The following is a 13,132-nucleotide window of genomic DNA, read 5'->3' as shown; positions in this document are numbered from 1 at the left end:
ACAATAACACTAGGAGATTACCATGCAGATCAATATTACCGGTCACCACGTAGAATTGACTGATTCCCTGAATGAGTATGTTCAGAATAAATTTGAGAAGCTGGAGCGGCATTTCGATAACATCACCAATGCACAGGTAACTCTAAGCGTTGAGAAGACGCGCCAAAAAGCTGATGGTGAAATTCACGTAGCCGGTGGTCAGCTGTTTGCTTCCGACGAACAAGAAGATATGTACGCCGCCATCGATGGGTTGATCGACAAGCTTGACCGTCAGATCATTAAACACAAAGAAAAGATGAAAACTCACAAGTAACTATTATACGATGCTAATTTCAGAATTATTAGCGCCCTCTGGAGTACTCTGTGCTCTAGAGGGGGTAGTAAAAAACGTATCCTCGAAATTGCCAGCCAACAGATTTCCGATCTGCACCCTGAGCTTGAAACTGAAACGATCTTTGCTGGCCTACTTGGCCGTGAAAGACTCGGCAGTACAGGCATCGGTGAAGGCGTGGCCATTCCCCATTGTCGTCTGGATGAGTGTGAGAAAGCCACTGCGCTACTTATTCAGTTAAAAGAACCGATCGACTTCGATGCCATTGATGGCAGCCCGGTCGACTTACTCTTCGTTCTGGTGGTGCCCTCCGAAGCCTGTGATCAACATCTACAAACGCTGGGTAATCTTGCCGAGCTATTCAGTCAGGCATCCTTCCGTCAGCAACTTAGAAACGCGGGCTCAGCTGAAGAACTCTTCACTGTCGCCACCGGAGCTAGGCAGGTCTAGCCAGATGAAACTAGTTATCATCAGCGGCCGCTCAGGGTCAGGTAAATCAACCGCCCTGCAAGCACTGGAAGATGTTAACTTCTACTGCATCGACAACCTTCCCGCCCCGCTGCTACCTGACTTGGTCAATCAGATTTTATCCGACCCAGACCATCCTAATCAGCTTGCCGTCAGTATCGATGCCCGTAACCAACACAGCAACCTGAAACAGTTTCCCGATATTTATACACAACTGAGGGAAATAGACGCACTAGACTGCGAAATACTCTACCTCGATAGTTCAGAGACAACCCTGCTAAAACGCTACAGTACGACTCGGCGTAAGCACCCCCTGTCCAATGATTCCCAAGGTTTACAGCAGGCGATCAGCTATGAAAAAAAGTTACTCGAACCGGTATCCGATTTAGCCAATATCCGTATTGATACAACCCACCTGTCACTCTATGAACTCAGAGACAGTATTAAACTGCGTATTGCCCAACGACAAGAGCAAGAACTGTCATTACAATTCGAATCGTTCGGTTATAAGCACGGTATCCCGCTGGATGTAGACTTCACCTTCGATGTGCGCTGTTTGCCTAACCCATACTGGCTGCCTCACCTGCGAGGTTATAGCGGCCAAGACAAACCGGTCATAGAATTCCTCGAGCAACAGCTTGAAGTGCAAGAAATGCTCGCTGACATCACCGCTTTTCTAGAAAAGTGGCTGCCACTGTTTGAAAAAAATAATCGCAGTTATATCAGTGTTGGCATAGGCTGTACGGGAGGTCAACACCGCTCTGTTTTTATCAGCGAATGTCTCGCTGGTCATTTCCGAACAACTATGGATAATGTCCAGATACGCCACCGCGAACTGAACTGATTAAAGGTATTAATCAATGCTGGAAACCAAGATCACCATTATCAACAAACTGGGCCTGCACGCCCGGGCGGCGGCAAAGCTGATCAATGTAACCACCTCCTTCTCAGCCGATATCCAGCTCACCAAAGATGGCCGACAGGTGGATGGCAAAAGCATTATGTCGGTCATGATGTTAGCCGCCAGTAAAGGCACTGAGCTGAATATCTCTACCAGCGGTGAAGACGAACAACAGGCGATGGATGCCATTGTTGCACTGATCAACAACCGGTTTGATGAAGAAGAATAACCGCCCTCCCTCTATTCGTTTAAAAACAATACGCTATAATGCCCACAACGATTAATGCTGCAGTTATCGGTGATCACTGACTGACTGCAAGGCAATCTGTCTCTATCTGTCTGACCGGGGTCCGGCCATGAACGCCAATGTAAACGAAAGTGAACTGGATAAGCTGAACACAGCCCTTGAAGAAGGTGCTTTCAGACAGATACGTTACACCCTAAATAAAACACTACGCCCCTCCGAAGTCGCCCATCTAATCGAGAAGTCACCGCCTAAAGAACGGCGCTTACTTTGGAGCATGATCCATAAAGACATCGAAGCGGATGTTTTGCAGGAACTCGGCGATGATGTAAAAGCCGAGATCCTCAGTAAGATGAATACCTCAGAGGTGCTAGCCATCTCTGAATCGCTCGAACCCGACGATCTAGCCGATATGATGCAGCAGCTACCGGAAACGGTCATGCACGAACTGCTGCGCTCGATGGATCATCAAAACCGCGAACGACTGGAAAAAGTACTCTCCTATCCGGAAGATACCGCTGGCGGTTTGATGAACACCGATACCATCACCATCCGGCCCGATATCACGATTGAAGCGGCGCTGCGTTATTTACGACGACACGCTGAACTCCCGGATATGACTGATAGCCTGTTTGTCGTCAGCCGAAAAGACACCTATATCGGCAGCCTCCCTCTGACGCGCATGTTGGTCAGCGACCCATCCAGCACCGTACGAGAGATGATGGTCACCGATAAACCGCCTATCCCGGCGGATATGGAAGATACACTGGTCGCCAAACTATTCGAACAGGAAGATTTGGTCTCTGCACCCGTGGTTGACGAAGACAATCAGCTACTCGGACGTATCACCATCGATGACGTGGTCGATGTTATCCGGGAAGATGCAGACCACTCGCTGATGAGTATGGCGGGTATGGACGAAGATGAAGATACCTTCGCGCCTATTATGAAAACCACCCGCCGCCGTGCCGTGTGGCTAGGTATTAATCTGATTACCGCTTTTCTCGCCTCTGCGGTCATCGGCCTGTTCGAGGAAACCATCGGCAAGGTAGTGGCGCTGGCCGTATTAATGCCAATTGTCGCCAGTATGGGCGGTATTGCCGGTAGCCAGGTCTTAACCCTGATGATTCGTGGCCAAGCACTAGGCCATGTAGAGCGCTCCAATGCGGGCTGGCTGCTGAATCGTGAAATGATCGTAGGTCTATTGAACGGTCTACTCTGGGCCGTGGTCGTTGCGGTCATCGCGATCCTCTGGTTCGAAGACCTAACCATCGGTATCATCATCGCCTGTGCTATTATGATTAACCTATTCGCAGCCGCACTGGCAGGTACTCTATTGCCGATCCTCCTAAAAACTTGGGGTATTGATCCGGCATTAGCTGGCAGTGTGTTACTAACCACGATTACTGATGTAGTCGGATTTTTTGCATTCCTCGGTCTAGCTGCGTTTTTTTATAGCTAGAACGGCCTACACAAGAGAGTTTTATGAGTCAAAATGACGATTTCCGCCCCGATGACGAACTTGAGTTCGATGAAGAGTGGGTGTCAAAATCCCAGCGTAAGCGGGAGATGGAACACCTACAAGAGCTGGGTGCCAAACTGCCTGAACTGAACAAAGAACAACTAGCCAAAGTACCTATGAGTGATACTTTGCGGGTGGCAATAGAGGAGGCACAGCGCCTTCAGCCACGCTCTGAGGCCACTCGACGCCAATTGCAGTACATCGGCCGACTGATGCGCGGCGAAGATGCCGACGAAATACAAACAGCAGTAGATCAGTTCGATGCCGGCAAGCAAGCCCATTTACAGATCTTTCATAAGTTGGAACGCTGGCGCGATCGATTAATACTGGGTGATAACACCGATCTGCAAGCTTATTTAACCGAAGATGCCGGGGCTGATATTCAGCATCTGCGCCAGCTATTGCGCAACGCCAAAAAAGAAGCCAGCCTTGGCAAGCCTCCAGTCGCAGCGAAAAAGCTATTTAAATACCTGCGCGAACGAGCTGACGTATAAGTTGTCACCGCTCAGCGAGGCTTTCGATCGAGGTCACTCACAAGCGAGGCCTCGATCACGGCGGGCAATAACGCAGTAAGGCTTTACTTAAGAGCGTTACTTCAGATCTTGAGTTAAAGTCTTTATTTAAGACCATCCTGTTTCTGTTTCGCATCAGGCCTCAGGAGCAATTCCACTTTCGGGTCGCTCCAGTCCCCTTCCATCGTATAGGTGACGGTGGCAATCTCCTTTTTCACCTCATCACCAATCAACTTATCCAACAGAAAGGCTAATCCAGCAATCTGCGGCGCACCTAATAACACGGCAGCTAACGGAATATTATCGGTCACCGGCAAGGTTACCGCCATCTGCTGATTCACGGTCTCATTAACCAGATCAATATCACCACTACTCGCCATATCAACCGAAGGGCCGCGCATAACGAAAGGCGTATTTGTCGAAGCAACACCATCCACTATCCGATAATCCCCCTGCATACGATCAAAACTAACCCCTTTAGCGAATAGATCCGCAAAATTAAGCTTGAGTCGCCGCCCTAGCGCATTCATATTAAGAATACCAAACACTCGCAAAAGGCCCGTGCCACTCCCCGCTTCAATCAACCGACCATTACGAACATCGAAGGTTAGCGCCCCATCAGCACTGGCTAAAGCATACTCCCAAGGTGCGCCTGGCCATTGTAACTGCATATTAGCGGTCACCTTTTCCGTTTGCAGCACCTTTTCATAGCCAACATTCTCTAAAGTGCGGCTCAGATCTTTTGCTTCAACCTTCAGAGTTAATGCGCTCTGACTAACCTCTCCCGGACGCCAGATAATATCACCACGGGCATTAAAGTCGGGTAGTTGAGCAATGATATCCTCGATATACATGCTCTGCTCGCGGTTACGTACTTTAAAATGCCACTGTCCCCAGTGCTTACCCTTAACCCTGAGATCGCCAATCTCAACATCAAGATCCGGCACATCACCAGGCTGCAAACGGCCCGGCATAGATGGCTGGTCATCCGGCATCAACGCGGGCGGTTGATCACTATCCGCTGGTAACAGACCATCAAGATTAAGGCTGGCAAATAGGAGTTGCGGCGCAATAGCACTGTCATCAGGAAGGTTCACCTGCAGATTAAGATCAGCACCCGATACCCCAACATCCCAGCCATCGCGACGTCGTTCAAGCAAGATACGTGCGTTACTCATCTGCAGGTAGTCATAGCTTAGCGCGGCAACCTCAATATCCGCCTGCACGGGCATTACTGGCTGTTCAGAACCCTTGCCGTCCTTCGCGTTAATTGCCGCATCACCGAAGATACCCGCCCGTTCAAGCATACCAATTAACTGCTCATAATTTAGCTGTTTAAGCTGACCACTCACTTTCAAGCCTGCAAAGGCACTCGGGCGCGCGTCTGCGGCCCCCAGTACCAGATTAGCCCGACTCAACTGATCACCCTCAAGCTGCAGCCAAGCACTCAACTCATCTCCCGCGCGAATATTCACGGTTTGTGGCGATTCAAAGTCAGTGTGTAACAGTAAAGGCAACGCCTTACCTACGGGCTTATCATAGGGCGCAATAAGATCTAATTTTGTCTGCTGCAAATCAGACTTCAGCGTCAGTCCCGAACAACCAGAGCGTAAACAGATATCCAGATCAGCTTCGTAGGTTTGCACCCCTTCAGCCAACGCTAACATCTCAATCCCAGTCCAGTCCTTTAGCTCAGACAAACGGATAGCAGATTTTAAGCGAGCGGTAATTTTCTCAGCCGCTCCCTGACCACTGGAGATGATGTCGGCTTTTAATGGCTGACCAAAAAACATGCCCTCGAGTGACTTAGCATATAAGCCCTTATCGTTACGATAATTCACCTGCCCAGCTAACTGGCTGATAGCCAAGTTGCGCACCTTTGAAACGAGCTGTAGAGCTGTGAATGCAGAACTGACATCAACATCAGGATCACCACCACTCAGCGGGATCTTCAACTTCAAGCGGGTCTGAGCTGGCCCTTTAAGGGCCCAGTTTTTTAACTCGGCATTGCCACCCTCAAGCACCGGACTATTCAACAGGGTCGACGCGATATCAGCACTATCACCTTTGATACTCGCAATAATGTGCAGATCTTGAGAACCCGGTGGCAGATAAACCCAACCATGCTCCACCTGGCTATCGTACATTTGCCCGCGACTAACGCTAATCGCTAACCCTTGATCACGTAACAGTAATGAGGCATCCGCCGCTTTTACCGCCGGCCAACCTGATTGATAATCCACCTCGGCACTGGCGATATCCATAAACATCTGCACCGTGGGAGACTGACGAGAAGGGATACTCCGGGTGCCAGTATGGAGCATAAAGCCCCCCTGATTCAGCCTCCCCTGTTTAATCGATTGAGCAACCCAGGCTTTAATACCCGGATCAATTTCATGATCGGGAATCAATTCAGGCGCCAAACGACCATCGGAGTCTTTTACACCAATTAGCAGTGTCAGCTCACTCTGTATCTCTCTGTCCAGTGGCAGATATAAACTCCATCGCCCACTCGCATTAATCCCCTCTTTATGTAACTCAACGTATTCACTACTAAGGTGCAAAATATTCTGCGCCAGACTAAAGTGAGTTACACCCTCGGCTTCACTAAAGAGCCAGCCTTGATCAAACACATCAGGAAAGTGCAAACCGAGTCGATCGCTGCGCAGGTCGATGCGCCCCTCTAGTCCATCGACGCCATACTGAAGCTGAAGTAATCCGCTAACACCAGACATCGCGGGTGCCCCATAGGCACCTTTAAATGCAACCTCTTCCAAGTCCCCTTGCAGCGTCAACTGCGTCCAGTCCTGAGACTGATCATCGGACACCACAGGCGTGGCCGTTTCAGCAAGCGGTTGGGAAGAGTCTACTACGGTAGAGACCGCTTCAGATGCGGTGCTATCGACAGCGATATCAGTAACAGCAGTAGCAACGATCTGCCCTTCAGCCTTAGCCTCTGATGCTGCTAACGACGATGAAGACAGCGGCCACTGCAGTAGCAGACGATGAATCATTCCGCTTGGCGCTATGGTTGTTAGCACATTACGCAGATCTTCCGGTACAAACGGCTGATTTTCCAGAAAGGCGGCAATCTCCGTTACATTGAATTCACTTAATGCGACCGATTCGACTCGGTTTTGCTGACGATTAATCACCAGCTGTGGCAGACTCAGTGGCTGATTATTAATACGTGCCGCAAAGTTGTTTATCTGCAGCTGATAACGCCCTTTCTCTGGCTGAAGCAAAGCAAAACCGGTGGCTAAGTCTTGAATAGACAGCTCCGCCAAGGATGGCTGATCCGTCTGCAACTGTAACCGCCCTCCGGCCACATCGCCAAATATCCGCGTCAACCGCCCTTGTGACCAATTACCCCAGATCTCACTATTTAACTCCAACTGCTCGAGTGACGCAGGAACCGGGAACAGCTCCCGTGCGGCATCCATTAACGGTGTATCGATGCCCGCTAACTTAAGGTAAAAATCAAAATTAGTATCAGGATTAATAAGATGGCTATCGGATTCAATTCTTAAGGTTGCCGCGGCTTCACGTTGTTCATAGGTTATCTGTAGCTCACCGGCGAAGTGATGCTGATGTGAGCTATTTTCTAGATTAAACCGTTCACTCTGCAACAACATTTGCTTACCAGAGGGTAAGGTTAGGTCGATCTGTGTATCGTAGAAAAATATATGAGGTTGCAACCATAGGGTCGCTAATGGATCCGACGATGAAGTTTCTGTGGTAGCGTCCGTCGTATTCGTTTTTGCCGCGTGGGGCCAACTGACCAGCTTCGCCTGGGTATGCAGCGACCAGAGCTCAACTTTACTTAACACCGGTTGCCACTGTAACAAGCTACTAACGGGGTTAAAGCCCAACACCAGCTGACCTAATTCTATCCGACCAATATTCTGCGAGCGATGATCAGCAATCACCACATCTTGTAACAGCAAGCGGGGAAATTTACCCTCCCAACTGGCGTTAATAGCTCGAATGGTCACTTCAGTGCGTAAGCGTTCACTCAGATATTGTTCAATATCAGCTCGATAATCCCATACCGCAGGCAGCAACAAACGCACCACCACGGTGAGTAAGGCTATCGCCAGTATTGAGATAACAACAACCCAACCTAACCAGCGATTCAGCGCCTTTAATAGCCAAACAATGGATGACACTATTATCTTAACACCACATCATACTGTTCAGGACCATACATCGGCTCAACCTGAAAACGGATTGTTTTTGCGATGAAGGCTTCCAGTTCAGCCACATGGTCGGATGCCTCATCGAGCAACATTGCCACGACACGATCGGATGCCAACACCAGATAAGAATCGGTATCATAGGCCCGATGTTGTCGCAGAATTTCCCGAAAAATCTCATAACAGACAGTTTCAGGGGTTTTTACTGATCCCCGGCCCTGACAATGCTCACAAGGTTCACAGAGAATATGCTCTAAACTCTCGCGGGTGCGTTTGCGGGTCATTTCCACTAAGCCCAACTCAGAAACACCTGTTAGTTTGCACTTAACATGATCTTTTTCCAACACCCGTTCTAAGGTTCGTAGCACTTGGCGTTGGTGATCTTCATCCAGCATATCGATAAAGTCGATAATAATGATGCCGCCTAGATTGCGCAGCCGTAGCTGGCGACCAATCGCCGTGGCGGCTTCTAGATTGGTTTTAAAAATCGTTTCTTCTAAGTTTCGATGCCCAACATATGCCCCGGTATTGATATCTACCGTGGTCATCGCTTCAGTTTGATCAAAAATTAGATACCCACCGGACTTCAACTCAACTTTACGCCCCAGCGCTTTTTGAATCTCCTCTTCGATATTGTAGAGATCGAAAATAGGCCGTTCACCGGGGTAGTATTCAAGAATACTGCTAATTTCCGGCACTAAGGCTTCGGCAAACTGCTGCGAACGTTGAAAGGTCTCTTTGGAATCAACCCGGATACGCTCGATTCCGGCATGGGCCATATCCCGCAGGGCTCGCATATTCAAAGGTAGGTCTTCATAAATACAGGATGGCGCGCCGAATTCTTCCACTTTACGGGCGATCGATTCCCATAACCGGCATAGAAAAAGAATATCTTGCTTCAATTCTGGCTCTGAAACGCCCTCAGAGACGGTACGTAAAATAAAGCCCCCCACCTTGGCATTCTGATCTTCCATGCCGGCAACCACTTCTTCAACCGCCGCGCGAAGCCGCTCTCGCTCTTCGTTATCTTCGATTCGCTGAGAGATACCGATATGCTCATTACCCGGCATATACACCAAGTAACGAGAAGGAATAGAAAGGTTGGTGGTCAGGCGAGCGCCTTTAGTGCCCAGAGGGTCTTTGGTAACTTGCACCGTTAGGGATTGCCCCTCACGCAACAAGCGATTAATAGTCAGGTTTGATTTACCGGATGTACCACTCTCTTCATCCGGGTGCTGCAGTTCATCTACATGAATAAACGCGGCCCGTTCAAGGCCAATATCAACAAAGGCTGCCTGCATCCCCGGCAACACACGTACCACTTTACCCTTATAGATATTGCCAACAATACCACGTCGTTCAGCTCGCTCGACGTAGATCTCCTGCGGCATACCATTCTCGATAACCGCAACACGGGTCTCAATCGGGGTAAAGTTAATCAGAATCTCTTCACTCATAATCCATCCCTAGGAGACCGTTAAGTTGGCTCCGTAGTATTATCTGTCTTGGTACGTTAACGCGATAGACGCTCTTTTCGAGCGGTAAGTACCGTACACTTTATAAAATCATCATATAAATACTAAAAGCTATAAGTTGTAAAAGCGATCAATAACTCGAACCATCAACATCAGCAGCCCACCTAAAGTGACTCATCTTTAGACGCTAAACTGCTGCGCTGCCACACCGGAATTCTAAACGCAGCTAATAATGCGGCTGTTTCTGTCAAAGGCAACCCAACAACGGCCGAGTAACTCCCCTTAATCGCAGCAACAAACACCGCGCCTAACCCCTGAATACCATAGGCTCCTGCCTTATCGCAGGGTTCACCGGTATCCCAATACTGCTCACATTGAGCTTGGCTTAATATTTGAAAGCGTACATCTGTAGTGACTACCTGACAGAGAATTCGTTCCCGATTTGTCACCGCAACAGCGGTCATTACTTGATGCTCGGCACCCGAAAGCTGCTGTAGCATACGTAACGCATCTTCTCTATTGGCAGGCTTACCCAAAATCTGCCCATTACTCACCACTACCGTATCGGCACCCAGCACCACCTCACCGGCAAGCGTAGATGCTAATCCAGCACAAGCTTTTTCCCGCGCGAGACGTTCAACGAAAGCAGCGGGGGATTCTCCGGGTTGTGGCACTTCAGGAATATGAACTGGCTTTACCTGACAAACAACACCAATCTGTTGCAGCAGTTCTAAGCGACGAGGGGATGCCGAAGCCAATATGAGTTCAGGCGTATTGTAGGTAGTTTCAGACATGGGTAGCACCGGGGATAAAACGCGGCCTTGATCAGTTGAACTCACCTAGGCCTGCCAGCATTAGGAGACTCTAAAAGCTCTGCGTAAGCCTCTTAGAACAATAAATAACCAGGGCCATAAAATAGCGCTCATGACCGCAGGAAGAAGAAAAATCAGACTATCGCTGCGAGTGCCCATTAAGCTGTGCACCCAATTGAAAATCAGCTGATTAATGCCCACGAGGATCATCACCATGATCGCCTGCTGAATCAACGGAAACATGCGCAAACGTTTGTATAACAGCAACGTCAGATAGGCAATAATCAACAGCGATAAAACATTCAATCCCATTGGGCTGCCCTTGATAAGATCCAACCCTAATCCGACCACCGCAGCCGTGCCCAAGCCAACTCGTTCTGGCAAGGCCATAACCCAGTAAATCAAAATCATCGCGACCCACTCTGGACGGAACCATTCCGCAAATTGCGGCAACGGCATCTGACTGAGTATATAACCCAATAAAAAGGTCGCTAGTATAATCGAGCCGCCACCGCCCTGATTATTCACCGGCACTCTCCGCCGTTTCAGATTCAGCATCTTCCGGCTTTGGTTTTATCTTTTCACTATGAACAGGTTCGACCACCGCCGGCAATTCATCTGCTTTAGGCGGCATATCCACCAGCAAAATATGACGGCTTTTATTCAGCATCGCGGCAGGTTCGGCCTTAACTAGGGCAAAAGGCTCACCCGGGTCTCGCTGCACACTCACCACCTTCGCTACCGGATACCCGCGGGGAAAGCGCCCACCTAAACCGGAGGAGACCAGCAAATCACCTTCACGAATATCGGCGGTATCAGGCACATGCACGAGTTCAAGCTGATTCACCGAGCCATTACCTAACGCAATCGAGCGAAAACCATTACGGTTCACTTCAACGGGTATGGCGTGACGTGAATCGGTAATCAACATCGCCCGGCTGGTATAGTGACTTACTTCGACCACCTGGCCCATAATACCGCCGGAATCTAATACCGCCTGTCCCACATAAGCGTGATCTTCCGATCCCCTATTAAGGACAATTTGGTGCTGGAACGGATCGGGATTCACCCCAATCAACTCGGTCAAAAAGACATCCTGCTCCAGTCGCTGCCGACCATTAAGCAATTCTCTCAGGCGAACATTCTCTGCGGTCAAGGCAGATACCTGTAACACCCGTTGCTTTAATAGCAACGCTTCTTGACGTAAACGACGGTTCTCATCGGTCAGCTGACTACGATCCACCAGCACATCACTGAGTTCATCAGCAACCTGAGCCGGTGTGTCGACAAGCCATTGCAACGGCGTGATCAGCAAAGAAAGATAGGAGCGTGTCTGATGCATGCTGGACCATTTTAGATCCAATACAATCAGCAGCAGCGATAACACGACAAGAACAACAAAGCGGGTCCGTAAGGACCCGCTAATGAAGATACTAGCGATGGAACACCCCCTGGTGGAACTGTTCCGTTACATCGGGTAAATCAAGCATTCAGATCAGTCAGACTTATTCAAAGGTGAGCAGTTCAAATGCATGCTTATCTAGCAACTCTAGGGCACGGCCACCACCACGAGCAACACATGTCAGCGGGTCATCGGCAACAATTACCGGCAGACCGGTTTCTTCACTGATCAGCTTATCGAGGTTACGCAATAACGCACCACCACCGGTCAGCACAATACCGCGTTCAGCAATATCAGAGGCCAGTTCCGGTGGGCACTGTTCCAGAGCGCTCTTGACGGATTGAACAATCGCCGAAAGAGGCTCCTGCAACGCTTCCATAATCTCATTACTGTTGAGCGTAAAGCTACGAGGAATACCCTCAGCCAGATTACGACCACGCACGTCGATTTCAAGCGTTTCAGAAGTTGGATAGGCGGTACCTATCTCCTGTTTAATCCGCTCAGCAGTGGCATCGCCGATCAGGCTGCCGTAGTTACGTCGAACGTAGGTAACAATACCTTCATCAAAACGATCACCACCGACTCGCACAGATTCAGCGTAAACAATACCATTCAAAGAGATAATCGCGATCTCAGTGGTACCACCACCAATATCAACCACCATTGAACCGTTCGCTTCTGTCAACGGGCAGGCCCGCACCAATCGCTGCCGCCATTGGTTCTTCAATAAGATATACTTCACGCGCACCGGCACCCATGGCCGATTCTTTGATTGCTCGGCGCTCAACCTGTGTCGATTGACAGGGAACACACACCAAGACCCGTGGGCTTGGCGTCAAAAAACTGTTGCCATGCACTTTACTGATAAAATGTTGCAACATTTTTTCAGTAACATGGAAATCTGCGATAACACCATCTTTCATCGGCCGGATAGCGGTAATATTACCCGGCGTACGACCTAACATCCGTTTCGCATCGGTACCGACTGCTGCCACGGTTTTCTGTGCCCCATTGCTGCTCTGACGAATAGCAACAACGGACGGCTCGTTCAGTACAATGTCTTTATCGCGAACATAAATAAGGGTGTTGGCAGTGCCCAAATCAATGGAAAGGTCACTGGAAAAAATCCCTCGAATCTTCTTAAACATCGGTTGTCCGCCTTAGATTGTGCGACTGCACATTCACTTGATCAAAAAAACAGGCCCACTGTAGCAATGGCGGGGATTTTGGGCAAGCTGCAAATGTGTTAACGTAGCGCTTTATTTAGTT

The 13,132-nt window shown here is 49.3% G+C and carries 11 protein-coding genes and 1 pseudogene; 6 read left to right on the top strand and 6 right to left on the bottom strand.

Annotated elements, in window-relative coordinates:
* Window positions 1-22: 22 nt before the first annotated feature.
* The 6 genes from hpf (at window position 23) to yjgA (ending at window position 3,960) form a co-directional block, all read left to right on the top strand.
* Window positions 23-313 carry a ribosome hibernation promoting factor gene (gene hpf, locus AC0L4K_RS02660; RefSeq protein WP_417224774.1) on the top strand — a complete coding sequence of 97 codons (291 nt, stop codon included), beginning with the start codon at window positions 23-25 and terminating at the stop codon, window positions 311-313.
* 24 nt (window positions 314-337) lie between these two features.
* Window positions 338-781: a PTS IIA-like nitrogen regulatory protein PtsN gene (ptsN, locus tag AC0L4K_RS02655; RefSeq protein ID WP_473269198.1), complete on the top strand. Its 444-nt coding sequence runs from the start codon at window positions 338-340 to the stop codon at window positions 779-781.
* 4 nt (window positions 782-785) lie between these two features.
* Entirely contained in the window at window positions 786-1,643 is an 858-nt protein-coding gene (gene rapZ, locus AC0L4K_RS02650; RefSeq protein WP_417224778.1) for an RNase adapter RapZ, read from the top strand.
* A gap of 16 nt (window positions 1,644-1,659) precedes the next feature.
* A complete protein-coding gene (locus AC0L4K_RS02645; RefSeq protein ID WP_417224780.1) occupies window positions 1,660-1,929 on the top strand; it encodes an HPr family phosphocarrier protein in 270 nt (89 codons plus the stop codon).
* A 127-nt stretch (window positions 1,930-2,056) separates the two neighbouring features.
* Entirely contained in the window at window positions 2,057-3,406 is a 1,350-nt protein-coding gene (gene mgtE / locus AC0L4K_RS02640; protein ID WP_417224782.1) for a magnesium transporter, read from the top strand.
* Between the two features lie 23 nt (window positions 3,407-3,429).
* Window positions 3,430-3,960 carry a ribosome biogenesis factor YjgA gene (gene yjgA / locus AC0L4K_RS02635; RefSeq protein WP_417224784.1) on the top strand — a complete coding sequence of 177 codons (531 nt, stop codon included), beginning with the start codon at window positions 3,430-3,432 and terminating at the stop codon, window positions 3,958-3,960.
* A 122-nt stretch (window positions 3,961-4,082) separates the two neighbouring features.
* Here yjgA and AC0L4K_RS02630 read toward each other — a convergent pair whose 3' ends face one another.
* From AC0L4K_RS02630 to AC0L4K_RS02605, 6 genes and pseudogenes are all read right to left on the bottom strand, one after another.
* On the bottom strand, window positions 4,083-8,147 hold the full coding sequence (locus AC0L4K_RS02630) for a YhdP family phospholipid transporter (protein ID WP_473268085.1): 4,065 nt from the start codon (window positions 8,145-8,147) through the stop codon (window positions 4,083-4,085).
* A gap of 2 nt (window positions 8,148-8,149) precedes the next feature.
* Window positions 8,150-9,631 (bottom strand): ribonuclease G, encoded by a 1,482-nt coding sequence (gene rng / locus AC0L4K_RS02625; RefSeq protein ID WP_417224788.1) that lies wholly within the window; start codon window positions 9,629-9,631, stop codon window positions 8,150-8,152.
* Between the two features lie 182 nt (window positions 9,632-9,813).
* Window positions 9,814-10,443: a Maf family protein gene (locus AC0L4K_RS02620; RefSeq protein WP_417224790.1), complete on the bottom strand. Its 630-nt coding sequence runs from the start codon at window positions 10,441-10,443 to the stop codon at window positions 9,814-9,816.
* Between the two features lie 60 nt (window positions 10,444-10,503).
* Window positions 10,504-10,989: a rod shape-determining protein MreD gene (mreD, locus tag AC0L4K_RS02615; RefSeq protein WP_417224792.1), complete on the bottom strand. Its 486-nt coding sequence runs from the start codon at window positions 10,987-10,989 to the stop codon at window positions 10,504-10,506.
* Window positions 10,982-11,887, bottom strand: coding sequence for a rod shape-determining protein MreC (mreC, locus tag AC0L4K_RS02610; protein ID WP_473269197.1), 906 nt, complete (start codon window positions 11,885-11,887; stop codon window positions 10,982-10,984). Before mreC ends, mreD begins: the two co-directional genes overlap by 8 nt.
* A gap of 79 nt (window positions 11,888-11,966) precedes the next feature.
* Window positions 11,967-13,011 (bottom strand): annotated as a pseudogene (locus tag AC0L4K_RS02605) (rod shape-determining protein).
* Between the last annotated feature and the right edge of the window lie 121 nt (window positions 13,012-13,132).

Source organism: Amphritea sp. GJ51-11, assembly GCF_055808735.1.
The sequence above is the reverse complement of the archived record's forward strand: the minus strand, read 5'-3'. Positions and strand labels throughout refer to the sequence as shown.

Excerpts from the sequence above, each read along its gene's own strand:
- rapZ (WP_417224778.1), top strand. The coding sequence starts at position 786 with ATGAAACTAGTTATCATCAGCGGCCGCTCAGGGTCAGGTAAATCAACC.
- hpf (WP_417224774.1), top strand. The coding sequence starts at position 23 with ATGCAGATCAATATTACCGGTCACCACGTAGAATTGACTGATTCCCTG.
- AC0L4K_RS02620 (WP_417224790.1), bottom strand. The coding sequence starts at position 10,443 with ATGTCTGAAACTACCTACAATACGCCTGAACTCATATTGGCTTCGGCA.
- AC0L4K_RS02645 (WP_417224780.1), top strand. The coding sequence starts at position 1,660 with ATGCTGGAAACCAAGATCACCATTATCAACAAACTGGGCCTGCACGCC.
- mgtE (WP_417224782.1), top strand. The coding sequence starts at position 2,057 with ATGAACGCCAATGTAAACGAAAGTGAACTGGATAAGCTGAACACAGCC.
- yjgA (WP_417224784.1), top strand. The coding sequence starts at position 3,430 with ATGAGTCAAAATGACGATTTCCGCCCCGATGACGAACTTGAGTTCGAT.
- rng (WP_417224788.1), bottom strand. The coding sequence starts at position 9,631 with ATGAGTGAAGAGATTCTGATTAACTTTACCCCGATTGAGACCCGTGTT.